Genomic DNA, 24693 nt, shown 5'->3' with positions numbered 1-24693 from the left:
TGAGCAGAAAACCAGCCATTTTTTACGGCTGAGAACGCGCTCTGTAAACAACAGATTGAAATTGATTAGTAAATAGAGGAAAAAATCACCATGAACCCCACAGTAGCTGCCGCTTCCGTTATCGCCGCCGCCCTCGCCGTTGGTTTAGCCGCTATCGGCCCCGGTGTTGGTCAAGGTACTGCTTCTGGAGAAGCTGTTTCCGGTATCGCCCGTCAACCCGAAGCTGAAGGAAGAATTCGTGGTACCCTTCTCCTCAGCTTGGCATTCATGGAATCCTTAACCATCTACGGCTTGGTTATCGCTCTCGTTTTACTGTTCGCTAACCCCTTCGCCTAATTAAAAAAGCAGTGGGCTATCAGCCCCCAGTCCCCAGCTTGGCGGGCGAGTTTTCAAAACTCTAAAAAAACGCCGAAGCAGCTAACTAAAAAGTCTGGTTTTTGGGACGGAAGGCTGATAGCTAATTAAGGGAATTTTAGTGATTCCCCCTGACTGTTTACTTTTAAAGCAGGGGGATCATCTTCCTTTTTTGAACCTGTCTATAGCTTCTATTTATCAGGAATAAATCAATGTTTGATTTCGATGCCACCCTGCCAGTGATGGCACTACAGTTTATTCTTTTGGCAGTGATCCTGAACGCCGTTTTTTATAAACCCCTCAGTAAAGTTTTAGATGAACGGGCGGAGTATATTCGGCAAACGGAAGGCGGAGCCAAAGAACAACTAGCCAAAACCGAAGCACTGGTACAAGAGTACGAATTGCAATTAACTTCGGCTCGTAAACAATCCCAAGAGATTATCGCCCAAGCGCAAGCTGAGGCCCAAAAACTAGCCAGCGAACGAGTTGCCGCAGCCCAAAAAGAAGCGATCGCCCGTAAAGAAGCCGTCGCCGCCGAAATTGCCCAACAGAAAGAAGAAGCCTTTCGTTCTCTAGAAGGACAAGTGGCCTCTCTTTCCCGTCAAATTCTCGAAAAACTCCTCGGCCCCGAACTCGTTCGCTAAACCCCAGCCCTTGGTTAATAAAAGTGATCAGTAAAAAGATAGAACTCAGTCATCAGAAGTTAGAAGACTGATAACTTACCTCTGATAACTGATAACTGAATAACCTACTCCCCGCCCTCAATAACCATGATCATCGACACAGTTTTATTATTAGCCACGGAGGCGAAGGAAGCGGCAGCAGAAGGATTCGGCATCAACACCGATATCCTAGGAACTAACCTATTTAACCTCTCGATTCTGCTCGGTTTAGTCATCTTCTACGGCCGCAAAGTTCTCGGACAAATCCTCGGAGAACGTCAGTCGAAGATTGCTGAAGCTTTAGCCGAAGCTGAAAACCGGAAAAATATTGCCGCTACCGCCCTCGCCGAAGAACAGAAAAAACTCGCCCTGGCAAAACAAGAGGCCGAAAAAATTATCAATAACGCTCGATCTAGAGCTAAAACTGTCACCGCCGACATCGCCGCCCAAGCCGAACTCGATATTCAAAGAATGCGCGAAAGTGCCGCTAAAGATCTCTCGGCGGAACAGGATCGCGTTTTAGTAGAATTACGCCAAAGAATTACCGCTTTAGCCTTAGCTAATGTGGAATCCCAATTAAGCGCCGGCCTGGAAGAATCGGTACAACAAACCCTAATTGATCGCAGTTTGGCCAACCTAGGAGGTAAATAGATGCAGGGAAGTTTAATCAGTTCAGAAATCGCCGAACCCTACGCCCAAGCATTACTTTCCGTCGCCCAAAGCAGCGGACAATTAGAAGCGATTGGCGGCGAAATTAAATCCCTCTTAGAAATGTGGTCAAATGCCCCCGATCTAAGAGCTTTTATCGGCAATCCCGTCATCAAAGAAGAAGCTAAAAAAGCCGTTCTTTCCCAAGTAATGGGGAGCAGTGCCAATCCCTATTTAACTAACTTCATGATGTTATTAGTCGATAAACGTCGGATTCAATTTTTAGAACCCGTTTGTCAACAATATCTCACCCTGGCTAGAGTGCTGACTAACACCGTTTTAGCGGAAGTTTCCTCGGCCACCGAATTGAACGATAGCCAAAAACAAATCGTCATCGACAAAGTGAAAACCCTGACCGGGGCAAATGTGGTCGAACTGAAAACCAAAGTTGATGGCAGCCTCATCGGTGGTGTGGTGATCAAAGTCGGTTCTCAGGTCTTTGATGCCAGCATTCGCGGTCAACTACAACGCCTCAGCCTCTCCCTGCGCTAAGGTCATCTAATCTCCCTTTTTTGCCGTTTTTTCACCTCCTAATTTTTTACTTTTTCCCAGATTAAACTATGGTAGCTATCAGACCCGACGAAATTAGCACGATTATTCGTCAACAGATCGAATCCTATAACCAAGAAGTACAGGTCTCCAACGTGGGAACCGTCCTGCAAGTGGGTGACGGTACTGCCCGCATCTACGGCCTACAACAGGCCATGTCGGGAGAACTATTAGAATTTGAAGATGGAACCGTCGGCATCGCCCTTAACCTCGAAGAAGATAACGTCGGCGCGGTGTTAATGGGTGACGGTTTCGGGATTAAAGAAGGCGGTACGGTGAAAGCTACCGGTAAAATCGCTCAGGTTCCCGTGGGTGAAGCCTTAGTCGGCCGCGTGGTTGATGCCCTCGGTCGTCCCATCGACGGTAAAGGAGACATACTCGCCAGCGAAACCCGTCTGGTGGAATCCCCCGCCCCCGGTATTGTCGCTCGCAAATCCGTCTGTGAACCGATGCAAACCGGCATTACCGCTATCGATGCCATGATTCCCGTCGGTCGTGGTCAACGGGAGTTAATTATCGGTGACAGAAAAACTGGGAAAACAGCGATCGCCATTGACACAATCATTAACCAGAAAAGCGAAGACGTGATCTGTGTCTATGTCGCCATCGGTCAAAAAGCCTCCACCGTCGCCCAAGTAATCGACACCCTCACCCAAAGAGGCGCCATGGATTACACCGTGGTGGTGGCCGCTAACGCTAACGACCCCGCCACCCTCCAGTATATCGCCCCCTACACCGGAGCTTCGATCGCCGAATACTTCATGTATAAAGGCAAAGCAACCCTAGTTATCTACGATGACCTCACCAAACAGGCTCAAGCTTATCGTCAGCTATCTCTGCTCATGCGTCGTCCTCCCGGTCGTGAAGCTTACCCCGGCGACGTTTTCTATCTCCACTCCCGTTTACTAGAGCGTGCCGCTAAACTCAGCGATGCCCTCGGTGGTGGTAGCATGACCGCCCTGCCGATTATCGAAACCCAGGCCGGTGACGTTTCTGCCTACATTCCCACCAATGTAATTTCGATTACTGACGGTCAGATCTTCCTCTCCACCGACCTCTTTAACGCTGGTTTCCGTCCCGCTATTAACGCTGGTATTTCCGTATCCCGCGTGGGTTCGGCAGCCCAAACGAAAGCGATGAAGAAAGTTGCCGGTAAATTAAAACTGGAATTAGCCCAGTTTGACGAATTAGAAGCTTTTGCTCAATTCGCTTCTGACCTTGATGCGGCAACCCAAGCACAACTGGCTCGCGGTCAACGTCTGCGTCAAATCCTCAAACAACCCCAAAACTTCCCCCTCTCCGTTTGGGAACAGGTCGCAGTGGTTTATGCCGGTTTAAACGGTTATCTCGACGATATCGCCACCGATAAAGTTATCGATTTCTGCGCCGGTTTACGCGAATACCTGAAAACCAGCAAACCTCGCTACGTTGAGATCGTCAGCACTGAAAAACAACTCAACGACGAAGCGGAAGGCCTGCTCAAAGATGGCATCAATGAGTACAAACAGGCTTTCAAGTAAACTTCTGTGAGCTTTAAGCTGTCAGCCTTTTCAGTTATCAGTGACCAGTAAACAGTGATCAGTAAACAGTGATCAGTAAACAGTGAGCGGTAAACAGTGAGCGGTAAACTGCTATTTAATACTGCTCACTTAACACATACTGCTCACTTAAAACTCCAATCTGATAACTGATAACTGATAACTGATAACTGATAACTGATGACTGATGACTGATGACTGATAACTGATAACTGATAACTGAATTATGCCTAATCTCAAAGCGATTCGCGACCAAATTCAATCGGTCAAAAATACCAAAAAAATTACCGAGGCCATGCGTCTGGTGGCGGCCGCAAAAGTGCGCCGCGCCCAAGAACAAGTTCTCTGTACCCGTCCTTTTGCCGATGCCCTCGCTCAGGTACTCTATAATCTCCAAGGTCGTTTGGCCTTTAGTGATGTTAATTTACCCCTGCTGGCCCAACGGGAAGTAAAAACCGTGGCTCTGTTAGTAGTCACAGGCGATCGAGGTCTTTGTGGCGGTTATAATACTAACGTCATCCGTCGTGCCGAACAACGGATGAATGAATTAAAAGAGCAAGGGATTAACTATCAATTAGTGGTTGCCGGCCGAAAAGCGGCACAGTATTTCGAGCGCCGCAATGCTCCCATTGCCGCTAAATTTATTAACCTCGAACAGATTCCCACTGCCGATGAAGCTGGCACTATTGGGGATGAATTGCTTTCCTTATTTTTATCGGAAACAGTCGATCGCGTCGAGTTAATTTATACTCGTTTTATCTCCCTGATCAGTGCCACTCCGGTGATTCAAACCCTGTTACCTTTAACTACCCAAGGTTTAGCGGTACAGGATGACGAGATTTTCCGTTTGGTGACTAAAGAGGGAAAATTTAAGGTACAACGGGAAAAAATGGCCAGCCAACCGGCGCAGGTTTTTCCCCAAGACATGATTTTTGAGCAGAATCCCGTCCAAATCCTCGATTCTCTCCTGCCTTTGTACTTAAATAACCAATTACTGCGCGCTCTCCAGGAATCGGCAGCGAGTGAATTAGCAGCCCGGATGACAGCGATGAGTAACGCCAGCGAGAACGCCAGCGAGTTAATTGGCACTTTAAGCCGTACCTACAACAAAGCGCGTCAAGCCGCTATTACGCAAGAATTGTTAGAAGTAGTAGCGGGAGCCAATGCTCTCTAGGTTTAAGCCAGTTTTTCTTTTAATTATCAGTAGGAGTGATTATTTTCACTCCTTTTTTTATAGTAGCTGGCGTAAAATCCCACACCCTGCCCCACGAAAAACCTTTTCGGCAAACCCCAGATAGCCGTGGTTTAGACTTCTCAGGCCAGAATTAGCTTCAAATAGAGTCGGGGCAATCCCTAATGCCTTTTTTGACATCTTCGGGCCTCTTGAAAAGCCCCATCTCATCCTGTATTGTAAGTCAGCGGAAGAACTATAAATGTCAATCGATTAAGCTAAATCTTAAACTATAATCCTTAAACTATAATCATTACCCGATCGCCCGGTATTGGAGGGACAAAACAACTCGTGAGTATAACTGATTTAATCCAAAAAGGCGGAGTGGCTATGTGGCCGCTGCTTTTTCTGTCTATTTTAGCTCTTAGCACTATTATCGAACGAATTTGGTTTTGGAGTCGCACCCTCCTGAGTGAGGGTCAGATTTTAAATCGCATTATGGAATCCGCCATCCGTAACTGGGATTTGGCCGCAAAAGTCGCTAGGGATTCCCGCAATCACCCCATCGGTAGCTATCTTTATGCTCCCCTGCGCTTAGAAAATCCAGATCCAGAGGTTTTTCACTTTGCCCTCGAGTCAGCTGCCGATGAACAATTATCTCTAATGAAACGGGGCGATAAAATCCTTGAGGCAGTCATCGCCCTTTCTCCCCTGCTAGGATTATTAGGAACGGTACTCGGTTTAATTACCTCTTTGGCCAATATTCAACTGAGTGACCTGGGAACTTCCTCGACGGCAGGAGTAACTTTAGGTATTAGTGAAGCTTTAATTTCCACTGCTACAGGCTTAATTGTCGCTATTTTTAGCCTCGCTTTCTATCGCATTTTTCAAGGACTTTGGTTCAATCAAGCCCGAATTTTTCGCAAGGCTGGCAGTGATTTAGAAATTATCTACCGTCAACGTTGGCTAGATGGAGAAGACCAACAATACTCCCTCAGTGCTAACCTAGAAAAACCTCTCGATCGCTAAATCTCTCCCTAATCACCCATGGCCGAAACTAAATCTCTTAACCACAAAAAGCCAAAAAGTAGCCATATTACGGCTCGTCCGCTCAAATTATGGCATGATCAACACCGCATTCAAGAGGATGTGCAGGTTAATATCATTCCCTTGATTGATGTAATTTTCTGTATTCTTACCTTCTTTATTCTCGGTGCAGTGGGATTGTCTCGCCAACAGGCTATCAGTCTTGATTTACCGAAAGCTAGTACCGCTACCACCCCGATGCGGGAAATGTTGGTGGTTAGTCTCGATGATTTCGGACAACTCTACGTCGAAAAACAGATGGTGACTCGCCTCCAGTTATTCGAGGCAATCAAGAATTATCATCAATATAGTCCCAATGGACTGATGGTACTGAATGCCTCCAGAAATGCCAGTTATAACGAAGTGGTTGGGGTTTTAGATCTACTGCGACAGGTGGGCGGCGATCGCGTGGCTTTAGCGACTCTATCGGGGGAGGCTAACAATCCCACCATGGAAAATAGCAATCCTTTGCCCAATTTGCCGACTAATCCTACCTTACCCGGTTTACCCAATCCTCTGGGCAGAAATTAACTAGGAATGGATGCGATAGCTGAGTAATTGTTCTTCGAGAGCTGCAATGCGATTGTAAGCCGCCGTCAATTGTGCCGTCAATCGGCGAATTTGGATTTCATCGGCAAAAGAATTATCGCCATTGACAGCCGGGGCCTGTTTGCCACCGTGATCCCGGAGAATATCTTTATGATCGTAGAGGCTATTATCCGATAACTCGGAAAAACCAACCATGTCCAGGGATTCTCGCAGGGAATGACTCGATTTATCCTTGGCTAGGATAGCAATTTGCTGGCCGAGGCTTTCGACAATATCCTGTAGACGATCGACTTTCCGATCAAGACTGATAATCTGTTGTTGTAGTCCATTCATGCAATTACCTAGGGATTAAGGAGGCTTCCCCTCTATGCTAGGCTCTGGAGGAGATGGACTATAACAATTTATGATTGATTTAACGATCCCTTTACTGCCCTTAACTAATCTCAACATATTGCCCCGGTCAACCGGCTGCACCCGATAGCACTTCTATTAGAAATTAAGGTAAGCTGTTGAGCAGTAAGCCTCGATTTTAAGGAACTAATTAGGGTTTGCTGAATAAGTACGGGCGAAGCATTCGGATAGAAAATCTACCTTTTCACCGATAGGTTATTGTCCGAATGCTTCGCCCCTACAGGACGCGGGCCGATGAAGACGCAAGGTTTTGAACGACGATTCTCTCAAAATCTTGCACCTGTTTCGCGAGAAAAGCCCCAAAACCTTTACTTTGCCTACATTTCAAATTTATTCAGCAAACCCTAATTATGTTTAAAAATTGGTCTTTCGACGATTGGATGAATCATATCCTTTTTCTGGCTACAATTGTGGCTTTGCTGACGATTTGGCTGGGTAGATAAATAAAAACTATTTTTCTTTCCTTGCTTTACCGAAAATTTGGGTTTCAGGTTCCCCGTCCATTTCACGGCAGGGAGTGTCAAAATAAGAAACAAAACCCTCAGCGATCGATAAGTACCTAAGCAAAATTAATTACACATCTCGATAAAGCTTTTGCCTCTTGCCTATTGCCTCTTGCCTATCTTCACTAGGAAATTTATTTTGCACGACTACTTATGACTGACTCAAGCCCAAAAATTTGTATTCTCGGTGGTGGTTTTGGTGGACTCTATACTGCTTTACGTTTGAGTCAATTGCCTTGGACCGATCAACACACCCCCCAAATTACCTTAATTGATAAAAACGATCGCTTTTTATTTTCTCCCCTTCTCTACGAATTAGTCACCTCAGAACTGCAATCCTGGGAAATTGCTCCCCCTTTCAGCGAATTGCTCGCTAATACCCCCGTTGACTTCCAACAGGGAACCGTCACGGCGATCAATGTTAATAATCATAAAATAACCCTTGACAATCAAAACGATATATGCTATGACCGCCTCGTCATCGCCCTCGGTGGTCAATCTTCCCTTGACTTCCTACCCGGGGCCAGAACCCACGCTATCCCCTTTCGTAGTCTCGAGGATGCCTATCGTCTTCGGGATCGACTCAAAACCCTAGAACAATCCGATCGCGATAAAATCCGGGTCGCCATTATCGGGGGCGGTTATAGCGGCGTAGAATTAGCCTGTAAGCTGGCCGATCGTCTCGGAGAAAGGGGAAGAATTCGTCTGATCGAAAGAAATAGCGATATACTCGGCCCTTCAACCCAATTTAACCGCGACACCGCCAAAAAAGCCCTAGAAAAACGTCTGGTTTGGTTAGACCTCGAAACCACCGTCGCCGATATCCAAGCGGATCGCCTCTCCCTTGACTACAAAGGACAGATCGACAATATCCCCGTTGATCTAATTCTCTGGACCGTTAGCCCGATCGCCTCCCCACTGCTCGCTAATTTGCCAATATCACATAGTGAGCGCAAATTACTAAAAGTTAATCAATATTTACAAACTGTCGAAAACCCCAGCATCTACGCGATCGGCGATGCGGCCGATAGTCGCGACCAAGACGATAAACCATACGCTGCCACGGCCCAAGTGGCCCTTCAACAGTCCGACTACTGCGCTTGGAATATTTGGGCGAGTTTCCACGATAAACCGGCTTTACCCTTCCGTTATCAACCTTTAGGCGAAATGTTGACCCTCGGAGTCGATGAAGCTACTATTAGCGGTTTAGGACTAGAATTAGCCGGTCCCCTTGCCCATCTTACCCGTCGCTTAGTCTATCTCTACCGTCTGCCCACCCTTAACCATCAAATCGCCGTAGCATTCAACTGGATTACCCAACCGCTTCTATCCCTCATTTCTGAGTAACAGTTGCAGGGACAGAGGATAATTAAAGTGACTTTTTTTACTCTAGTTACTTGTCCCTTCGATTGCTATATTGACTGTATCAATTACCCTCCTAATTTACAAAACAATTATGAGCATTAAAAGCTGGCTGAAAAATTTGATTCATGAATTGAGTCTTGAGACTTACAAGAAAGTTTCCCCCGATTCCTTCCCTGCTGGTTGGGATGTGGCCTCAGATATAGAAAGAATTTGTCATCACCAGCAACCAAAGATTATTTTTGATGTCGGGGCCAATATTGGACAAACAGGCAGTTACTTTCATCAAAAATTTCCTCAAGCTGATATTCTTTGTTTCGAGCCAATCAAGGAAACTTTTACCCAATTATCTCAAAAATTTGCTGATAATCAGCGAATTCGCTGTTTTCCGATCGCTTTAGGCGAGCAACCTTCAGAAAAAACAATTATTTTAAACTCTAATTCTCAACAAAACTCCCTCAGCGAGGCCTTAAACCGGCCCGTAGGGGAGAATCAAGGCCAATCCACCGACAAAACAGAAACAATTACAATTGATAGCTTAGATAATTTTTGTCAAGATCAGGGGATAGATAGGATAGACCTGCTTAAAATGGATACAGAGGGTTATGAGCTACAGGTTTTAGCCGGAGCAACCAATTTTCTAGAAGAAAGAAAAATTGCCATGATTCTTTCAGAAGTTGGGTTTCGTCCCTCCGATTTTCGCCATACATTTTTTACCAAAATTTACGACCAATTGTATCAACAAGGCTTTCGTTTTAATGGTCTATACGATTTATCCTATTGGTCTCCCTATCCCTATGAAGGACTAATTTACTGTAACGCTTTATTCGTCAATGCCAATCTGATCAAAAATCGCTTTTACTAAGAATCTGGCCAAGAACAAAGATATTCCTCCACTAATAAACTATCTCGATCGGTCAATTCCTGACCATCGAGACGATTTAAAAGTATTACTGCACCAAATAACTGATTATTAACCCTAATTGGCACAGCTAAAGCCGTTTTTATCCCCAAAGCCACCGCTATATCCTGACGAATGCGATTATCTCCTAGAGTTTGTCCTACCACCACCGGACAACTATTCTGGTAAACCACCGTACACAATCCCGACGTGGCAATATCACCCCTTTTGCCGACAATTGCCTGGCTGTTTTTACCCGCACCCGCGCGATAATAAATACTATCACCGTCAAATTCGGCAATGATAACCGTTTCTGTTGGAATTAAACCTAAAATTTCTTCAGCAATGCGATCGAGATTAGTTAATTTTTCCATAATGGGTTAGGGGTTGAGGAAATAGAGTGTTATACTCAAAAAAACAGCAATTCATTAACTTTAGTCTATAGTTTGTGAACTGAAGTCACTAACCCCGCCCTAAAAGGGACGGAGCTTGCCTAAACCAATTTAGGCGACGCAAGTAGAGACTACCGCATCGAGACACAATCTGGCACAGACCTCCGAATACTTCCCTAGTTCGGATTCCCTCTCAGCTTTATTGGTAAAGCGTTGTTAGACAAGACATCTTGATTGTGTTGCGGGAAGGGACTTTAACTTTACTCTTAAGGATTATCTCCATGGCAAGAGTTCCTGTTATCTCAAAAGACGGAAACCCGTTGATGCCCACCAAACCCAGTCGGGCTAGACGGTGGATTAAAGAAGGAAAAGCTATCGGCAAATTCAACGACTTAGGTATTTTCTATGTCCAGCTAATCGATGAACCTTCCGATAGTAAAACCCAACCGATTGCTATTGGTATTGACCAGGGGAAATTATTCTCTGGAATTGGTGTTCAATCCTCTCTTTTTACTCTTTGGAAGGCTCACTTAGAACTTCCTTTTAAACGAGTAAAAGAGCGCATGGACAATAGACGGTTAATGCGAAAAGGACGTAGAGGAAGACGGATTAACCGCCAACTTCCTTTTAATCTAAGAGCGCATCGACAAAAACGATTCTCAAATAGAAGACAAGGAAAATTAGCTCCCTCAATCAGAGCTAATCGTCAACTTGAACTTCGAGTCGTTTCCGAACTAACCAAAATCTATCCAATTACCGATATTTACTTTGAGTACATCAAAGCCGATATTGATCTAACTTCTGGTAGAAAAGGAGCTAAGTCTGGAAAAGGTTTCTCGTCGGTTATGGTCGGACAGAAATGGGCGATTGAGCAACTATCTCAATTGGCAAAAGTCCATACTCGCTTTGGTTGGCAAACCTCTAATCTCAGAAAATATTTGCGACTAGAAAAGTCCAAAAATAAAGCAGAACAATCACCAGAAAGTCATGCTAAGGATGGCATTGCTAAGAGGGAGGGAGCATCTCACCTTTGTAACCCCTAAATCAGGTTTTATGTCAAGCTATTTTGAAAGCCTTGCTAGAAACCAGTTTTAGGGACAAGTATAATTACTCACTTGCATAAATGAGATACTCCCAAAGAGGGATATTTATGAAGTGGAATCTGACCTGCGGAATGTTAGATATAATCTAATTATGTACTAAAAACAGGAAATTCATGACAAATATTCACTCGATCATCGGTATATTCCCCTCCAATGAAGAAGCAGACATAGTTGTAAGGTGGTAAACGACGTAAATGTGGCTCTACCACAAGACATGGGTTCCGTAAAGGAGATTTAATTTCTTCTCCCAAAGGAATTGATTATGTTAGTGGAGATACCGAAAAACAGCTATCTGTAAGCGATGCCAATGGTCAACGATTGGGACAGATAACTGTTAGTAAGATTCAGTTAATTCGTCGTTCTAACGGTTTAATTGTTTCTCACTAACTTATGTAAAGCCGCCCTCCGCTATCGCTAAAGGGCGGGGTTTCAGACCCAGTTTTTCGATGAAAGCCCTGTTACTCTACCCTGAGTTTCCCCAGTCTTTCTGGTCTTACGATCGCTTTATGGAAATCGCGGGACTGAAAGCCACCATTCCACCCCTCGGCATCATTACTGTCGCCGCCCTCCTCCCCCAAAACTGGGAGATTCGATTTTATGATCGCAACGTCAATCCTGAAACAGAAGCCGATTGGGAGTGGTGTGAGTTGGTTATCCTCTCTGCCATGTTGGTCCAGAAGCCAGATTTTCAAGCTCTAATTCAAAAAGCCGTGCAGTTAGGCAAAAAAGTCGCCGTTGGCGGTCCCTACCCCACCTCTGTCCCCCAGGATGCCCTGGATTCTGGAGCGAACTATCTCATTTTGGATGAGGGAGAGTTAACCGTTCCCCTGTTTTTGGAGGCGATCGCTCAAGGTCAAAGCCAGGGAATTTTCCGCTCTGGGGACAAGCCAGACGTGACCCTCAGCCCCATCCCCCGCTTCGACCTGCTTCAGCGAGACGATTACTTAATGATGGCAGTGCAATTCTCTCGCGGCTGTCCTTTTAACTGCGAATTTTGCGACATTATTTCCCTCTACGGGCGCAAACCTCGTACTAAAGAGCCGAGTCAGATTTTAGCAGAGTTGCAGACTCTCTACGACCTAGGCTGGCGCGGTTCGTTGTTCATCGTCGATGACAACTTTATTGGCAATCAGCGCAACGTCAAACGCTTTCTCAGAGACTTGATTCCCTGGATGAAGCAGCACGACTATCCCTTCACCTTTATTACTGAAGCCTCGGTCAATTTGGCAGAGGATGATGAATTGTTAAGCCTGATGGCTGAGGCGGGGTTTTATTCTGTCTTTCTGGGGATTGAAACTCCTGACCAAGATAGTCTGCAAGTGACGCGCAAACTGCAAAATACTCGCAATCCACTGGTGGAAGCCTGTCGTAAGATTAATGCAGCCGGTTTGCTAATCTATGCTGGATTTATCTTGGGGTTTGATGGAGAGCGCTCTGGTGCGGGGGAAAGGATTCAAGCCTTTGTGGAAGAAACCAGTATTCCTCAGCCCATGTTAGGAATTCTCCAATCTTTGCCGAATACGGCTCTTTGGCATCGTCTCAAACGGGAACAGCGTTTAGTTGAGGGTGACAGCATCCATCCGACGGGAGATCAGAATAGCTTGATGAATTTTATCCCCACCCGCCCGATTGCCGAAATTGCCAGAGAGTATGTCGAAGGCTTCTGGACGCTGTACGAACCCAGCCACTATCTCCGACGCTGTTTCCAACAATGTCTCGGTCTGGGTTTGCAGTCAAAACACAAGCAAACCATGCAATTTCCCGTGGGGAAGGGGTTACGGCTAATTACCCAGTTAATCTGGCATCAGGGTATCCGCCGAGCGGACATTCGGGGACAGTTTTGGCGGCAATTATGGACGATTTGGCAAAAAAAGCCCCAAGTTCTCAATCTGTATTTAGGTCTGTGCGCGGCGGGAGAACATTTTTGGGAGTACCGGGCCTTAGCCAGAGAACGGATTACTCAACAACTAGGCTACGATCCCTTAGAAGTTTCTGGTCGTCCCAACCAGAACTGATTCTGACTCGATAGGGAGGATTGGATTGTATGGTCAAGAGATCGCTCCAGGCTTCCCCTTCGGGAATTAAACAGGCTAAACGAGCCTTTGCGCTCACGGGGTGGACTCAGGAAAATCTAGCAGGGGAAGTGAACTTAAAGACCCGCCAGCCGATTTGGCGGTTTTTCACAGGAAAACCCGTTGATCGCCAGGTTTTCCTGGAAATTTGTTCGATTCTGGATTTGGATTGGCGGGAGATTGCCCTCGCTCCGCCCGCAGAATTTCCTGAACCAGGAGAACTGGCGAAAACTAATATTGATGCTCTGGTGCAAGAGGTGCGAGCGCGACGCCTGGACACCATCCAAAACCAGTGCGGCATCTTGCAGTTACTAGACATCAGCCATCCGGTCAACATTGATGACATCTATGTGGATGTCAATATTTTGGCGGAAATTGCCAGTCAACAGTGGGTGGAGATTGCCGATTGGCAAAACTTGGGTCCTGCTGAATTCGAGCGCGTCGGTTTGGGAGAGGTTGAGCAGAAGCAAATACCCGGAATGCAGGCTGTTGAAACTTACTCAAAGCTTAGAGTTTTGGGCAGGCCGGGGGTTGGCAAAACTACCTTTTTGCAACATCTGGCGATTCAGTGCAACCAAGGCGAGTTTGCGGCGAATCAAGTGCCGATTTTTATCTTATTGAGAGAATTTGCCGAGGAGTCCAGTCCCAGTGGTGAATTTAGCCTGTTCAACTACATCCGTCAGGCATTGCTCACCTCGGGAATTTCCAACCCATCTGTGCTGGAAACCTTACTGCAAGCGGGCAGAGTCCTGCTGTTGCTCGATGGCATGGATGAAGTTCTCAACCAGGACATTACAGCAGTTCTGAGAGAAATTCGCCAATTCTCAGAAAAGTATCATCGCAATCGATTTGTAGTAACCTGTCGCACCGCTGCCCAAAAACTCCAGATTCGAGGTTTCACTGATGTAGAAATTGCCCCCTTTACCCAGGCACAAATCAGCACCTTCGCGCAAAAGTGGTTTGTGGCACTGAGCAAAACGACTGCTCAAGCGGGGCAGGAGCAGTCGGCTGAGTTTATGCAGAAGTTGGACTTGCCGGAAAACTGGCAATTTCGGCAACTGGTGGTGACACCTCTGTTTCTGCATCTCGCCTGCTGGGTGTTTCAGGGTCAAGGGAAATTTCCGAGCAAGCGGGCTGAGTTTTATAAACAAGGGCTGGATTTGCTGCTGGGTAAATGGGATGAAGCTCGAGGAGTCGAACGCGATCAGGTTTACCGGGGGTTTTTATTGCCCCAAAAATTGAGGCTGTTGAGCCAGCTTGCAGCAGTGACTTTTGAACAGGGGCAGTATTTTTTTGAGCAACGCACGATTGAGCAATACATTGGCGACTATTTGCGGAATTTGCCAGGTGCAACCCTGGAAGCAGAGGAACTCCAACTCGAAAGCGAAGCCATGCTGAAAGCGATCGAGGCACAGCATGGAATCCTCACAGAAAGGGCGCGAGGCATTTTTTCATTTTCTTATCTGGCATTTCAAGAATACTTCACGGCTCGAAAAATAGTTGCCAGCCATAATTTGCAGGCATTAGAACAAGCACTGGGAGGGTTGGTGAGTCACATCACCGATTCCCACTGGCGCGAAGTCTTCTTGTTAACGGCTGCCATGTTGCGAAGTGCAGATGCGCTGGTGCAGTTGATGAAGCAACAAATTGATGCCTTAGTCGCGCAAGACTCCTATCTGCAAGAGTTTTTGAGTTGGGCCAGCCAAAAATCCCAGCAGCTCCCAGACGAAACCAAAGTGGCGACCGCACGCGCATTTTACCTTGCCCTTGCCCAAAGCCCGCATACGGCAGATCGCTTTGCCTTAGCCAGCACGCTCGATCAGGGGATGTTGTTAGACGCGGCGTTGGAGAACTTGCTGGTAGAGTTTGCCATCGACCACAGTCAGGATTTTGCCTATGTCAATGCTTGTAGCGAGGCACTCAACAACATTCTGGTGATGGTTCTGGATGCTGGATTTTATAAGTCTTTGCAACAATTGAGAGACCAACTGCCACCTCGGAGTCAAAACCTGGAACGGCTTCAGGAATGGTGGCAGAAAAACTATTCTGCCTGGGTGGAACAGTTGCGGTGTGCGATCGCCAATTATCGCAATATTCATCATCCCTGGCAGTTTACGACTGAGCAACAGCAGCTGCTCCAACGCTACTATGAGGCCAATCAACTCCTGATCGATTGTTTGAATAGTAACTGCGAAATAACAGCCGCAATCCGGCAAGAAATTGAAGCCACGTTGCTGTTACCTCAAAAGGACTTGGAAGATCGGGAATGGCAAGGAGATTAAATTGATAGACCACTCATTTGGATTTTACGGGTTCGCTTTCTTTGGGATCATCCTGGCGCGATACTTTCTCGTGGCTGGGGGAACCTATTTGTTCTTCTATTCGCCCTTGAGTCAGTCCTTTGTCAATCACAACCTGCGGCATTGGTCTCCCTCTTGGCGATCGATTCAACAAGATATCACGCTCTCGGTTCTTTCGGCGGGGGTGTTTGCGCTGGCGGCGGCTTTCATCATGACAGGATACAGTTGGGGTATTACCCGCTTATACAGCCACCCTCAACAGTATGGGCTGTGTTATTTAGGGGTTAGTTATGGCGCTGTGTTGGTTCTCCAGGATGCCTATTTCTATTTCACCCATCGCTTGTTTCACCACCCGTCACTCTTTCGGTGGTTACACCAGGGGCATCATCGCTCGCGCTATCCTACCCCGTGGACTTCGTTTGCCTTTGACCCACTAGAGGCGATCGTTCAGTCTCTCTTCCTGGTCGGCATTGTCTTTGTCCTTCCCCTGCATTTCATCACGTTAATTGCGGCACTCACCACGATGACGATCTGGGCAGTGTTAAATCATCTTGGGATCGATCGCTTGCCCTCCTCATTTCCCCATCATTGGTTGGGTCGGTGGTTTATTGGTCCTGCCCATCATTCCATTCATCATCGCAAGTACACCGTACATTACGGTCTATATTTCACGTTCTGGGACAAACTCCTCGGAACTCAAGACCCCGATTATGAGCAGAAGTTTGATGAGCGTCTGACGGGTAAAGTCGATGGAGTTTAACTCGTGCATCGCCCGTTACGTTTTGTGTCGTATTCAGGCAATTCATACAGTTTTAATCAATTCACACATCAAATCAAACAACCATCTATCAGGGTAATAGCAGAAGCAGAATTGTTGACTCGACTCAGGTAAGCAGTTCTCAAATCCAACAAATTCAATAAGGAGACTTCATGAATATAAGAGAAACGAACCATCACGTCAGTACGGCAATCGTGAGCTTCATCATACTGCTGTCAGGTGTCCCAGCCGCTCACGCCGCTTTTATCCAAAATACTTTCGGGTTGAGTGGCCCGCATTCAACGATTACATTTGGGTCACAGGACTATCCTGACGGCACCACTATCACCAATCAATACCAAAATCAAGGTGTTGTCTTTTCCCCAAATGTGTTTTATTTTTCTAACAATGGTGGTTCTATCGTACCACCCACCCCCCCTGTTTTTGTTGGTGCTGTCGTCACTAACTTTATACCCAATGATGGTACTGTTGATTCGGTTGTCATATCTTTTACGCAGCCACAAACTGAAGCAGCATTTGCTGTTGGAACACAAAGTGGTACAACAACATATTTTGAAGCTTTTCTAGGCACTAATCTTGTTGATTCATCCGGTGCAACAAATGCCGACTCTTTGTCAAATGACTTCTTCGGATTTAGTGGTATCACATTCGATTCGATAAAAATTTCAGGATCTGTTCGCCTCGTTTTTGCTTTAGATAATATACAACTCCCGACTGCCCCTGTTTCCAGTTCAATTCCTGAACCCTCCTCTATTCTTGGGATTATCGCCTTCGGAACTCTAGGAGCAGGTGCAGTCCTCAAGCGCAAAATTAAACCATCTAAATCCACTGGAAAAGAACTAGAAAAAGATTCCTAACAATCAGAAAACCCCACAAACGCCCCTTCAATAAGAAAATGAAGGGGTTTATTATTGCCTCAGCCTGAATCGAATGTTGATATTGACCATGCGATGCAACTTCAAGCGATACCGCCGCTCTGTTAATTCCTTGACTGATTATTCCAGTTTGGGTATATTGTTGAATGATCCGAATTTCTAAAAGTATGTCGCGGGAAAAACCCTTGTATTGGGTGGCCTCTGCGAAAAAGGACTACCTGACTTTCCCTGCCGAGGTGCAGGACGATATGGGCTATGCCCTTGGTCTAGCGCAGTTGGGGGGTAAACATCCAAAGGCTAAACCTTGGAAGGGTGAAGGGGCAGGAGTATTTGAGATCGTCGAAGATCATCGAGGCGACACTTATCGAGCGGTCTATACTGTGCGCTTCGCTGAAGTTGTTTACGTTCTGCACGCATTCCAGAAAAAGTCGAAGTCTGGAATCAAGACACCTCAAGAGGATGTAAAGCTTATTGTTGAACGTATGAAACGCGCACAAGCGGATTATGAAAGTAGAGGGACAAAATGAGCGATTTGGAAATTACTCGCGGCACCACGAACGTTTTCGCTGACCTTGGTTATCCAGACGCAGTCGAACGGCAGACGAAAACACGCCTAGCCTTGGCCGTTAACGAACTTCTGAAAAGCCGCAAGTTGAAACAGCGGGAGATTGCCATACTGCTTAATATCCCGCAGCCCAAGGTTTCAGCACTAAAAAACTATCGGCTCGATCAATTTTCAGTTGAACGATTGATGGAATTTCTCACGGCATTGAATCAAGACGTGGAGATCGTCATCCGGCCTCGCAGCGATACAAAAGAGGTCGGACATATTTCTGTTCTAGCAGTGCAATAAGAGCAGCAGAGACAAAAAGAGTGGCCTTACCGTCTGTTAAGGGCGGCGCTATTTATTAATAAAAAAAGGTAGTTCTAGTGCATCGCCCGTTACATTTTGTGTCGTATTCAAGCAATTCATACAGACTCAATCAATTCATACAGTAAATCAAGCAACCGCCTGTTACAGTAATGCCAAGAGCAGAATTATCAACTCGAATCAGGAAATTCAATCGCTATAGTTCGCCATACTATAGGATTTACAAAGCTTTTACCGCATAGCGTTGGAGGGAAAAATGACTTTAACTAACCGTAAACGAGCCGTGGGAATCTTCTCTAGCCATCAAGAGGCAGAGAAGGCACTGAATGGATTACGAGATGACGGATTTGCCATGAATGAGGTATCAATCATTGCCAAAGAGCCTGAACGACTGGAGCAGAGCAACCGGATTGGTGAGACACGAGTTCAAGAGCTTACCGAAACAAAAACAACTCATATTGACGAAGGAGCAAAGACCGGGGCAGCGGCAGGCGGAGCCATCGGAGGACTGACAGGCTTGCTGGTTGGGTTGGGCATATTGGCAATTCCTGGAGTGGGCCCCGTCATGTTGGCAGGGGCGGCTGCAACTGCGATCGCTACCACGTTAGCTGGCGGTGCAATCGGGACGGCTACCGGAGGTTTGGTAGGTGGTCTAATTGGTCTAGGAATTCCAGAAGATCGGGCACGAGTCTATCACGATTATGTGGTTCGTGGAGACTACCTGTTGATCGTGGACGGTGCAGATGCTGACATCCTTCAGGCTGAAACAATTCTAAAGCGCCGAGGGATTCGCGAGTGGGAAATTTACAATGCCCTAGCAATTGAAGGCTATGTCGATCCTCCTGCTTCTCGTTTGTAAAATCGGAAATTATTAAAGGATTTGCATCATGAAAAAGATCACAACTTTAATCCTCAGCAGCCTTCTACTGATTGGAACTGTGGCTTGTGGGAACAACGCTAAAACTAGCACCAACGCCCCTTCTTCCACAGAGGAAACGGGGCAAGTTCCTGATACTAAAACAGTCCAAAAGAACCAAAGCGATGCGTCTAGTCAAGTGCGCCGAAATCAACTCAATTCTGATATTCGCGCTCGTGAGCAACGCAACAATCTAACTGGAGGAGATGCGGATCGCGCCAACAGTGACCTTTCCAGTGAAGTTCGCTCTAAGCTAGAAGCCAACATCCCGAAAGGGCAACTTACAGTTTCTGCTAAAGATGGAGCGGTAGTCGTCTCTGGAACCGTAGAAACTCAAGAGCAACTCGACAAAATTGACCCCTTGGTAAAACAAATCAAGGGTGTCAATAGTGTCAAAGTTAAAGCAAAAGTGGCGTTGTCAAATTGAAAGATGCTCCGAATCAGCTTGGAACTGAAATTACTTTGATAGCAAGGATTGCATTGCATCTTTCATATTCTAATCTGACAACGCCGCAAAAGTTGCGGGGAGCATCTCACCTTTGTAACTCCTAAATTAAGTTTTATGTCAAGCTATTTTGAAAGCCTTACCAGAAGCAAGTTTTAGCGACAAGCATAATTACTCACTTGCATAAATGAGATGCTCCCAAGTTGCGCCAGCAGCTCCAGCTAAAAAGAAGTAAACAGAAGATAGCAACTGTAACTAACCTTGAAGACAAGGGGCTTAAGCCCCTTGTCTAATCATTGCTTTAGGACTTACGCATTGACAGAATTTCCGTAGTATGCCTTTGAACTTCAGACTATGGCTTCCAAGTTATTGAGGTCAAGGAAGTTGGATGCTAAATTATTGACAATAAAAGAGCGGATGACCTCAGTAAATAACTCCCTTTGTCAGGAATACCAATTAACAATTTGCGCTTTAAATCGGAGAAATTCTAACTGGGGTTTGCTGAATAATGGTAAAACCCTTTTAAAATAAGGCTTTTGACCTGTTAAAATCCGATGTTCATGCTGCGAAAATCGGATTGGGACCTTCAAAAACCTTGCATTATCCTTTTTTTAGTACATAAACTGGTACAAAAAAAGAGGGCAACAAAGCCTGAAACGACCGGCTACTGACGACCGGCGACCGACTCCTAACCCCACCAACAAACTTTTTGCCGCCAACCCTATTTAGTTCCTAGTTCAACCGAGACTAACCGATTCACATGAGGAGCAAACAAACCCCGAAAGCCCTTGTCTTTAAGGGTATTCATGGTTTCTTTGGCAGCATACCAACTATCTCCTGTGACTGTCTCTGGTTTCAATCCCCAAGCTTTTACTTCGTCCAACATTTCTAAGAAATATTCATGTTTTGTCTGACCCTCCTGTTTATTAACGATTCGATAATTAACGGGAACTGACCTTCCTTTACAATCGGTATAATATCAGGTAACTACGTTAATACCTTTGACTACTTTTTTGTGTTTACCACCAGTAAAAGTAATCGATTAACTCAGCTTTAGCTGGGTGACTATAAGGCTTGTCAATTACCATATCGTCTGTACTGATTGTTCCTCCTTCAAGTTCGATTTGAGGAGCCACTTCATCCAACAAATCCTTGGGTGTATAGTTCTCTCGCCACAATAAAAGATTGACACTGTCATGAGATAAATTGCCCAGAATTTGAGCCAAACGAACACAGCTTATATATTTAGGTTCGCCGAGCAAAAATAGGGTGTAAATAGCCAGATTACATTGAGCAGTTGTTGGCTTCGTAATGTTTCTCATCAGTTGTTCTGTTATAAGAGATGCCCTTGTGTCAGGAAATCAAATCGGAGAGGGTTTTGTCAAGAGTCGAGAGAGAAATTGTATCTAAGACTAACAAAATTAGACCACCCACATTTAAGCCTTTTTGTCAATGCGTAATTTCTATGCTTGCAGAAACGGTATCGTTACATTTTGTGTCGTATTCAAGCAATTCATACAGACTCAATCAATTCATACAGTAAATCAAACAACCACCTGTTACAGTAACACCAGAAGCAGAATTGTTAGCTCAACTTAGGTAAGCAGTTCTCAAATCCAACAAATTCAATAAGGAGAGCATCATGAGCTTAAAAGATAGAACCGAGGCAACCGCCAAAAATATCGAAGGTAAAGTTCAAGAAGCAGTAGGAGATCTGACTGGCGATCCCAAAGCTCAAGCAGAGGGCAAGGAAAAACAGGCAGAGGCAAAAGTTCGTCACACTATCGAAGATGTGAAAGATGAAGTCAAAAAAATTATTGATTAGTAGGTCATTTGTCACGGCAACCGCCATTCAGACAAATGATTGAAACCCAGATTTCATCGGAACTCTTCCTCAAAAAATGGCTTCTTTCGGGACAGGTGAAACACTAGGACAAGGCGGCGTAAATAAACCCAATATTACCAGATATCTAGCTTCTCAAAGAAATCGAAGATCTCTCCCTCGGTAAACTTACGCCGTCAAAGACTAGAAAAATCTTTCTCGAAAGGGTCTAGACAGTAGTTGTTCATCATCCATGTATCATCGATTCATCAAATTCTTTTTTGGAGTTAAAATGATGTCACTTCAACAGATTCGTCGCTTTTTTGTCACCATTATTTTAACTATAATGCTGGCAATTACTATAGCTTTTGATTTTGGAACTACAAATAGTTGGGCTGCAACTTTACCCACCCAACCGCAGACTCAAATCGCAAGCATGAATCGAGCCAAGGCAGTTACGAAAAATATTGAAGGCAAAGCTCAAGAAGCGATTGGCAACATGACAGGCGATCCCAAAGATCAGATGATGGGAAAAGCCAAGCAAGTCGAAAGTCAGGCTCGTAACGCAGCAGAAGATATAAAAGACCAGATGAAGTTAAAAGGGCGGGCAAAAGCAGTCACAAAGAACATTGAAGGCAAAGCTCAAGAAGCGATAGGTAAAGCTACTGGCAACCGCCAAGATCAAGTTGCTGGAAAAGCTAAACAAGTCGAAAGCCAAGTTCGCAATGCAGTAGAAGATGTGAAAGATCAGGTTCAAGATATACTCAATTAAGGATCGATGACTGAATTTTCATTACTTTTCTCTAAATCAAGGAGGGAAATATGTTTGATCTCGTTTGGACTGCCGTTGTTATACTTTTCATCCTCTGGTTGTTAGGATTCTCCATTAACATTGGCGGCGGCTTAATCCACCTGCTTTTGGTTTTGGTGCTGATTGGCGTTGTCTACAACTTGTTTATGAGGCGACGGTAATTGTTGATTCTCGAACACAGAAAGGGTCAAAAAATCGGGAAAAAGCAAGAATCAAAGTAGCTAAGATTCAGGCTCGAATCACCGATAGCAGAAAAGACCATTTACATAAGCTAACCACTCAATTAGTTCGTGAAAACTAAACGATTGTAGTTGAAAATTTAGCGGTAAAAGACCTGGTAAAAAACCCCAAGGTAAGCGCATCTTAACAATCCTTGACAAAATGAACTTTATGTGAGTTGCTTGCCCACGATTCAGGCATATTTGAGGAGAATTTGCCATCTCAATTGTTAAGCAAAAATCGACCAAATGGGTCGATTTCGTAACTATTCTGATTGAGTGGTATCACTTGAAATGCCCACGCGGATGACAAAATTGGCCAATTGTCAATAGCGTTTGAGATGCTCTCACCCTGTAAAAAACCCGAAACTAGCTCAAGCTATATCAGATGTTAGTTGGGGAGAAATCACTCGACAATTAGCCTATAAATGCCGTTGGTATGGGAGAAACTATCGGGAAATAGATATAGCATTTCTGATTCACAAGAGGTACATTCCCGAGCCTGAACAGCTTAATCAGCAAAGGTTTAACTGTGCCGCACAGATGCGAGAAACGCTATAGATGGTTTCCTAGTTCAAAACGGTGCAATAATTGTGGGCATATCGTTGAGAAAATGCCGTTAAGTGTCCGAGAATGGGAGTGTCCTGAATGTGGAACTTGCCATGACAGGGATGTTAACGCCAGTAAAAACATTTTGGCCGCAGGGCTTGCGGTATCAGTCTGGGTCGCGAGTGTCAGACCCGAACAGAGTAAGTCTGTGAAGGCAACTGCTAAGAAGCAGAAACCTAGATCGTGAGGTCTAGGAATCACCACCCCTTTTAGGGCGGTGAGGATGTCAATCCCACCCCCTAAATCCCCCTTAAGGGGTAATTCTATCGTCTCCCCTGAAAGGGGAGATAAGAGAGGAGTGGGGACTGAGGGGGGTGGGGGCTGGTTTGCTCAACCGAACGGTATTGGGTAGGGGAGGTGTGAACGATTATAATTTAATTTTATGTTGTTGTGCTGTTTAGTTATTCAAGGAGTTTTTGTATGGAATCCACAAAAGAGCGAGGGCAATTAATCATCATTGGTGGAGCAGAAGACAAAGATGGAGATTGTCAAATCTTGCGAGAGTTTGTTCGCTGTGCTGGCGGGACTAAAGCTAAAATTGCCGTGTTAACGGCGGCAACAAGTGAGCCTCGTTCGGCTGGAGAAGCCTATACCCGAGTGTTTGAGCGACTCGGTGTCGAGGATGTATGTGTCCTCAATACCATTCACAGGGAAGATGCGGACGATCCAGAAAACCTGAAAATCATTGAGGAAGCCACAGGAGCGTTTTTTACCGGGGGAGATCAAGCCCTAATCATTGAACACATCAAGGGAACTCAGCTAGATACCTTACTTCACCAACGCAATCGGGAGGGAATGGTGGTAGGTGGGACAAGTGCCGGTGCTGCCATCATGCCCGATCTGATGATTATTGAAGGAGACTCGGAAACCAACCCACGCATGGACGCGATAGAGATGGGTCCGGGAATGGGATTTCTGCACTCAGTGGTGATCGATCAGCATTTTGCCCAGCGCGGACGGCTAGGTCGCCTGATTTCCGCTCTCTTACAGCAGCCAGCTAACTTAGGCTTTGGCATTGACGAAGATACAGCAGTAATTGTGGACGGTGACGAATTTAAAGTGGTGGGGCGTGGGGCTGTAACAATTGTCGATGAATCAGAAGCAACTTATGATAATTTAGACGAACTGCTCAAAGATGAAGCGATGGCAGTGTGTGGAGTCAGGTTGCACATCTTACCTCAAGGATTCCGCTTTAACTTGAAAACTCGCAAGCCCGTTTTCTCTCGATCAATAGAGTTAAAGGATAGCAATCCTAAAAAGGAGGCAGAAGTTGAAAGGGAGTAGGTCGGAGGGAACAATCAGTGGTGGCTTGTACCCGCCACTGATTGGAGAATTTATTTAAATCAGAAAAATATTGACTCTGAGGTCTAAGAATGAATCACGAGCGGGATGATGAAACCAATCTTGTAGAATTATTAGAAGTCAATATGATTCTACCCTATTAGAGAAAATTGCCGGACAGTCTGCCAACAATTCGATAAACCGGGTAAAAGCGGAAGAGGCAAAACAGAAACTAGAGGAAAATAATAAAAAAATATCAAAAATTAAAGAAGAAATTGTTAAGCTAAAAAATGAACTACTACAAAAACCATCGAGTCAAAATTTACTTGCTTTCATGAGAAATGAAAGTAAATTTAATGATGTGGAAGCTGGTTATAAAAATGCGACTTTTTGGTATCCTAGCATT

At 45.4% G+C, this 24693-nt stretch carries 26 protein-coding genes and 4 pseudogenes; 26 read left to right on the top strand and 4 right to left on the bottom strand.

Going from position 1 to position 24693, the window contains the following annotated elements; genetic code table 11:
* Nucleotides 1-90 precede the first annotated feature (90 nt).
* The 8 genes from atpE to IM473_RS18550 all read left to right on the top strand — a co-directional run bounded on the left by atpE (nt 91) and on the right by IM473_RS18550 (nt 6599).
* The gene (gene atpE, locus IM473_RS18585) at nt 91-336 is read left to right on the top strand and encodes an ATP synthase F0 subunit C (RefSeq protein WP_002740068.1); all 246 of its coding nucleotides are present in this window, start codon (nt 91-93) and stop codon (nt 334-336) included.
* Nucleotides 337-566: 230 nt separating this feature from the next.
* The gene (locus IM473_RS18580) at nt 567-998 is read left to right on the top strand and encodes a F0F1 ATP synthase subunit B' (RefSeq protein WP_002740070.1); all 432 of its coding nucleotides are present in this window, start codon (nt 567-569) and stop codon (nt 996-998) included.
* A gap of 126 nt (nt 999-1124) precedes the next feature.
* On the top strand, nt 1125-1667 hold the full coding sequence (locus tag IM473_RS18575) for a F0F1 ATP synthase subunit B (RefSeq protein ID WP_287660184.1): 543 nt from the start codon (nt 1125-1127) through the stop codon (nt 1665-1667).
* Entirely contained in the window at nt 1668-2216 is a 549-nt protein-coding gene (gene atpH / locus IM473_RS18570) for an ATP synthase F1 subunit delta (protein ID WP_287660183.1), read from the top strand.
* Between the two features lie 68 nt (nt 2217-2284).
* A complete protein-coding gene (gene atpA, locus IM473_RS18565) occupies nt 2285-3793 on the top strand; it encodes a F0F1 ATP synthase subunit alpha (protein WP_002795849.1) in 1509 nt (502 codons plus the stop codon).
* Nucleotides 3794-4037: 244 nt separating this feature from the next.
* Nucleotides 4038-4985: a F0F1 ATP synthase subunit gamma gene (locus IM473_RS18560; RefSeq protein ID WP_002800073.1), complete on the top strand. Its 948-nt coding sequence runs from the start codon at nt 4038-4040 to the stop codon at nt 4983-4985.
* A 387-nt stretch (nt 4986-5372) separates the two neighbouring features.
* Complete coding sequence (locus tag IM473_RS18555; protein WP_002800075.1) at nt 5373-6011, top strand: MotA/TolQ/ExbB proton channel family protein; 639 nt, start codon at nt 5373-5375, stop codon at nt 6009-6011.
* Between the two features lie 18 nt (nt 6012-6029).
* Nucleotides 6030-6599, top strand: coding sequence for an ExbD/TolR family protein (locus IM473_RS18550; RefSeq protein ID WP_287660181.1), 570 nt, complete (start codon nt 6030-6032; stop codon nt 6597-6599).
* Here the strand turns inward: IM473_RS18550 and IM473_RS18545 are convergent, their stop codons facing one another.
* Nucleotides 6600-6950 (bottom strand): hypothetical protein, encoded by a 351-nt coding sequence (locus IM473_RS18545; protein WP_002800077.1) that lies wholly within the window; start codon nt 6948-6950, stop codon nt 6600-6602.
* A 734-nt stretch (nt 6951-7684) separates the two neighbouring features.
* Here IM473_RS18545 and IM473_RS18540 point away from each other — a divergent pair.
* Nucleotides 7685-8878 carry an NAD(P)/FAD-dependent oxidoreductase gene (locus IM473_RS18540; protein WP_287660180.1) on the top strand — a complete coding sequence of 398 codons (1194 nt, stop codon included), beginning with the start codon at nt 7685-7687 and terminating at the stop codon, nt 8876-8878.
* 109 nt (nt 8879-8987) lie between these two features.
* Nucleotides 8988-9758, top strand: coding sequence for an FkbM family methyltransferase (locus tag IM473_RS18535; RefSeq protein WP_287660179.1), 771 nt, complete (start codon nt 8988-8990; stop codon nt 9756-9758).
* Here IM473_RS18535 and IM473_RS18530 read toward each other — a convergent pair.
* On the bottom strand, nt 9755-10168 hold the full coding sequence (locus IM473_RS18530) for a GAF domain-containing protein (protein ID WP_287660178.1): 414 nt from the start codon (nt 10166-10168) through the stop codon (nt 9755-9757). The two genes, IM473_RS18535 and IM473_RS18530, sit on opposite strands and share 4 nt — an antisense overlap.
* Nucleotides 10169-10467: 299 nt before the next feature.
* On the opposite strand from IM473_RS18530, the pseudogene IM473_RS18525 reads away from it, so the two are divergent.
* The 10 genes and pseudogenes from IM473_RS18525 to IM473_RS18480 all read left to right on the top strand — a co-directional run.
* Nucleotides 10468-11196: pseudogene (locus IM473_RS18525) on the top strand (RRXRR domain-containing protein); the annotation flags it as partial.
* Nucleotides 11197-11466: 270 nt separating this feature from the next.
* Nucleotides 11467-11676, top strand: a pseudogene (locus tag IM473_RS18520) (hypothetical protein); the annotation flags it as partial.
* Nucleotides 11677-11735: 59 nt separating this feature from the next.
* The gene (locus IM473_RS18515; RefSeq protein WP_287660560.1) at nt 11736-13304 is read left to right on the top strand and encodes a B12-binding domain-containing radical SAM protein; all 1569 of its coding nucleotides are present in this window, start codon (nt 11736-11738) and stop codon (nt 13302-13304) included.
* A 29-nt stretch (nt 13305-13333) separates the two neighbouring features.
* Nucleotides 13334-15643 (top strand): NACHT domain-containing protein, encoded by a 2310-nt coding sequence (locus IM473_RS18510; protein WP_287660559.1) that lies wholly within the window; start codon nt 13334-13336, stop codon nt 15641-15643.
* Between the two features lies 1 nt (nt 15644).
* Nucleotides 15645-16421, top strand: a complete 777-nt coding sequence (locus tag IM473_RS18505) for a sterol desaturase family protein (protein WP_016515453.1) — start codon at nt 15645-15647, stop codon at nt 16419-16421.
* A 170-nt stretch (nt 16422-16591) separates the two neighbouring features.
* Entirely contained in the window at nt 16592-17296 is a 705-nt protein-coding gene (locus IM473_RS18500; RefSeq protein ID WP_287660558.1) for a hypothetical protein, read from the top strand.
* A gap of 164 nt (nt 17297-17460) precedes the next feature.
* A complete protein-coding gene (locus tag IM473_RS18495) occupies nt 17461-17841 on the top strand; it encodes a type II toxin-antitoxin system RelE/ParE family toxin (protein WP_002763221.1) in 381 nt (126 codons plus the stop codon).
* Nucleotides 17838-18167 carry a helix-turn-helix domain-containing protein gene (locus IM473_RS18490; RefSeq protein WP_287660557.1) on the top strand — a complete coding sequence of 110 codons (330 nt, stop codon included), beginning with the start codon at nt 17838-17840 and terminating at the stop codon, nt 18165-18167. Before IM473_RS18495 ends, IM473_RS18490 begins: the two co-directional genes overlap by 4 nt.
* Nucleotides 18168-18441: 274 nt before the next feature.
* The gene (locus IM473_RS18485; protein WP_147072408.1) at nt 18442-19044 is read left to right on the top strand and encodes a signal transduction histidine kinase (STHK), LytS; all 603 of its coding nucleotides are present in this window, start codon (nt 18442-18444) and stop codon (nt 19042-19044) included.
* 28 nt (nt 19045-19072) lie between these two features.
* Complete coding sequence (locus IM473_RS18480; protein WP_287660556.1) at nt 19073-19528, top strand: BON domain-containing protein; 456 nt, start codon at nt 19073-19075, stop codon at nt 19526-19528.
* A 739-nt stretch (nt 19529-20267) separates the two neighbouring features.
* Here the strand turns inward: IM473_RS18480 and IM473_RS18475 are convergent.
* Together IM473_RS18475 and IM473_RS18470 are read right to left on the bottom strand one after the other, a co-directional pair.
* Complete coding sequence (locus IM473_RS18475; RefSeq protein ID WP_002752244.1) at nt 20268-20432, bottom strand: hypothetical protein; 165 nt, start codon at nt 20430-20432, stop codon at nt 20268-20270.
* A 133-nt stretch (nt 20433-20565) separates the two neighbouring features.
* Nucleotides 20566-20868, bottom strand: coding sequence for a hypothetical protein (locus IM473_RS18470; protein ID WP_002803201.1), 303 nt, complete (start codon nt 20866-20868; stop codon nt 20566-20568).
* A gap of 320 nt (nt 20869-21188) precedes the next feature.
* On the opposite strand from IM473_RS18470, the gene IM473_RS18465 reads away from it, so the two are divergent.
* From IM473_RS18465 to IM473_RS18440, 6 genes and pseudogenes are all read left to right on the top strand, one after another.
* On the top strand, nt 21189-21371 hold the full coding sequence (locus tag IM473_RS18465; RefSeq protein ID WP_002752242.1) for a CsbD family protein: 183 nt from the start codon (nt 21189-21191) through the stop codon (nt 21369-21371).
* Between the two features lie 292 nt (nt 21372-21663).
* Nucleotides 21664-22140, top strand: coding sequence for a CsbD family protein (locus IM473_RS18460; protein ID WP_046662143.1), 477 nt, complete (start codon nt 21664-21666; stop codon nt 22138-22140).
* A gap of 50 nt (nt 22141-22190) precedes the next feature.
* Complete coding sequence (locus IM473_RS18455; protein ID WP_110546089.1) at nt 22191-22340, top strand: lmo0937 family membrane protein; 150 nt, start codon at nt 22191-22193, stop codon at nt 22338-22340.
* An 8-nt stretch (nt 22341-22348) separates the two neighbouring features.
* Nucleotides 22349-22477, top strand: a pseudogene (locus tag IM473_RS18450) (transposase); the annotation flags it as partial.
* A 256-nt stretch (nt 22478-22733) separates the two neighbouring features.
* Nucleotides 22734-23193 (top strand): annotated as a pseudogene (locus IM473_RS18445) (RNA-guided endonuclease InsQ/TnpB family protein); the annotation flags it as partial.
* A 233-nt stretch (nt 23194-23426) separates the two neighbouring features.
* Nucleotides 23427-24290, top strand: a complete 864-nt coding sequence (locus tag IM473_RS18440) for a cyanophycinase (RefSeq protein WP_287660555.1) — start codon at nt 23427-23429, stop codon at nt 24288-24290.
* Nucleotides 24291-24693 lie beyond the last annotated feature (403 nt).

The sequence above is a fragment of the Microcystis sp. M015S2 genome, assembly GCF_020245945.1.
Classification (GTDB): Bacteria; Cyanobacteriota; Cyanobacteriia; order Cyanobacteriales; family Microcystaceae; genus Microcystis.
Note: the sequence above shows the minus strand (reverse complement) of the source record. Positions and strands in the feature narration are given on the sequence as shown.

Bases quoted from the DNA above. Each gene is read 5' to 3' on its own strand.
- IM473_RS18485 (WP_147072408.1), top strand. From the start codon at position 18,442: ATGACTTTAACTAACCGTAAACGAGCCGTGGGAATCTTCTCTAGCCAT.
- IM473_RS18495 (WP_002763221.1), top strand. From the start codon at position 17,461: ATGATCCGAATTTCTAAAAGTATGTCGCGGGAAAAACCCTTGTATTGG.
- atpH (WP_287660183.1), top strand. From the start codon at position 1,668: ATGCAGGGAAGTTTAATCAGTTCAGAAATCGCCGAACCCTACGCCCAA.
- IM473_RS18460 (WP_046662143.1), top strand. From the start codon at position 21,664: ATGTCACTTCAACAGATTCGTCGCTTTTTTGTCACCATTATTTTAACT.
- IM473_RS18470 (WP_002803201.1), bottom strand. From the start codon at position 20,868: ATGAGAAACATTACGAAGCCAACAACTGCTCAATGTAATCTGGCTATT.
- IM473_RS18575 (WP_287660184.1), top strand. From the start codon at position 1,125: ATGATCATCGACACAGTTTTATTATTAGCCACGGAGGCGAAGGAAGCG.
- IM473_RS18580 (WP_002740070.1), top strand. From the start codon at position 567: ATGTTTGATTTCGATGCCACCCTGCCAGTGATGGCACTACAGTTTATT.
- IM473_RS18490 (WP_287660557.1), top strand. From the start codon at position 17,838: ATGAGCGATTTGGAAATTACTCGCGGCACCACGAACGTTTTCGCTGAC.
- IM473_RS18480 (WP_287660556.1), top strand. From the start codon at position 19,073: ATGAAAAAGATCACAACTTTAATCCTCAGCAGCCTTCTACTGATTGGA.
- IM473_RS18535 (WP_287660179.1), top strand. From the start codon at position 8,988: ATGAGCATTAAAAGCTGGCTGAAAAATTTGATTCATGAATTGAGTCTT.
- IM473_RS18440 (WP_287660555.1), top strand. From the start codon at position 23,427: ATGGAATCCACAAAAGAGCGAGGGCAATTAATCATCATTGGTGGAGCA.
- IM473_RS18510 (WP_287660559.1), top strand. From the start codon at position 13,334: ATGGTCAAGAGATCGCTCCAGGCTTCCCCTTCGGGAATTAAACAGGCT.
- IM473_RS18550 (WP_287660181.1), top strand. From the start codon at position 6,030: ATGGCCGAAACTAAATCTCTTAACCACAAAAAGCCAAAAAGTAGCCAT.
- IM473_RS18515 (WP_287660560.1), top strand. From the start codon at position 11,736: ATGAAAGCCCTGTTACTCTACCCTGAGTTTCCCCAGTCTTTCTGGTCT.
- IM473_RS18530 (WP_287660178.1), bottom strand. From the start codon at position 10,168: ATGGAAAAATTAACTAATCTCGATCGCATTGCTGAAGAAATTTTAGGT.
- IM473_RS18500 (WP_287660558.1), top strand. From the start codon at position 16,592: ATGAATATAAGAGAAACGAACCATCACGTCAGTACGGCAATCGTGAGC.
- IM473_RS18545 (WP_002800077.1), bottom strand. From the start codon at position 6,950: ATGAATGGACTACAACAACAGATTATCAGTCTTGATCGGAAAGTCGAT.
- IM473_RS18540 (WP_287660180.1), top strand. From the start codon at position 7,685: ATGACTGACTCAAGCCCAAAAATTTGTATTCTCGGTGGTGGTTTTGGT.
- IM473_RS18475 (WP_002752244.1), bottom strand. From the start codon at position 20,432: ATGTTGGACGAAGTAAAAGCTTGGGGATTGAAACCAGAGACAGTCACA.
- IM473_RS18465 (WP_002752242.1), top strand. From the start codon at position 21,189: ATGAGCTTAAAAGATAGAACCGAGGCAACCGCCAAAAATATCGAAGGT.
- atpA (WP_002795849.1), top strand. From the start codon at position 2,285: ATGGTAGCTATCAGACCCGACGAAATTAGCACGATTATTCGTCAACAG.
- IM473_RS18560 (WP_002800073.1), top strand. From the start codon at position 4,038: ATGCCTAATCTCAAAGCGATTCGCGACCAAATTCAATCGGTCAAAAAT.
- IM473_RS18455 (WP_110546089.1), top strand. From the start codon at position 22,191: ATGTTTGATCTCGTTTGGACTGCCGTTGTTATACTTTTCATCCTCTGG.
- IM473_RS18555 (WP_002800075.1), top strand. From the start codon at position 5,373: ATGTGGCCGCTGCTTTTTCTGTCTATTTTAGCTCTTAGCACTATTATC.
- atpE (WP_002740068.1), top strand. From the start codon at position 91: ATGAACCCCACAGTAGCTGCCGCTTCCGTTATCGCCGCCGCCCTCGCC.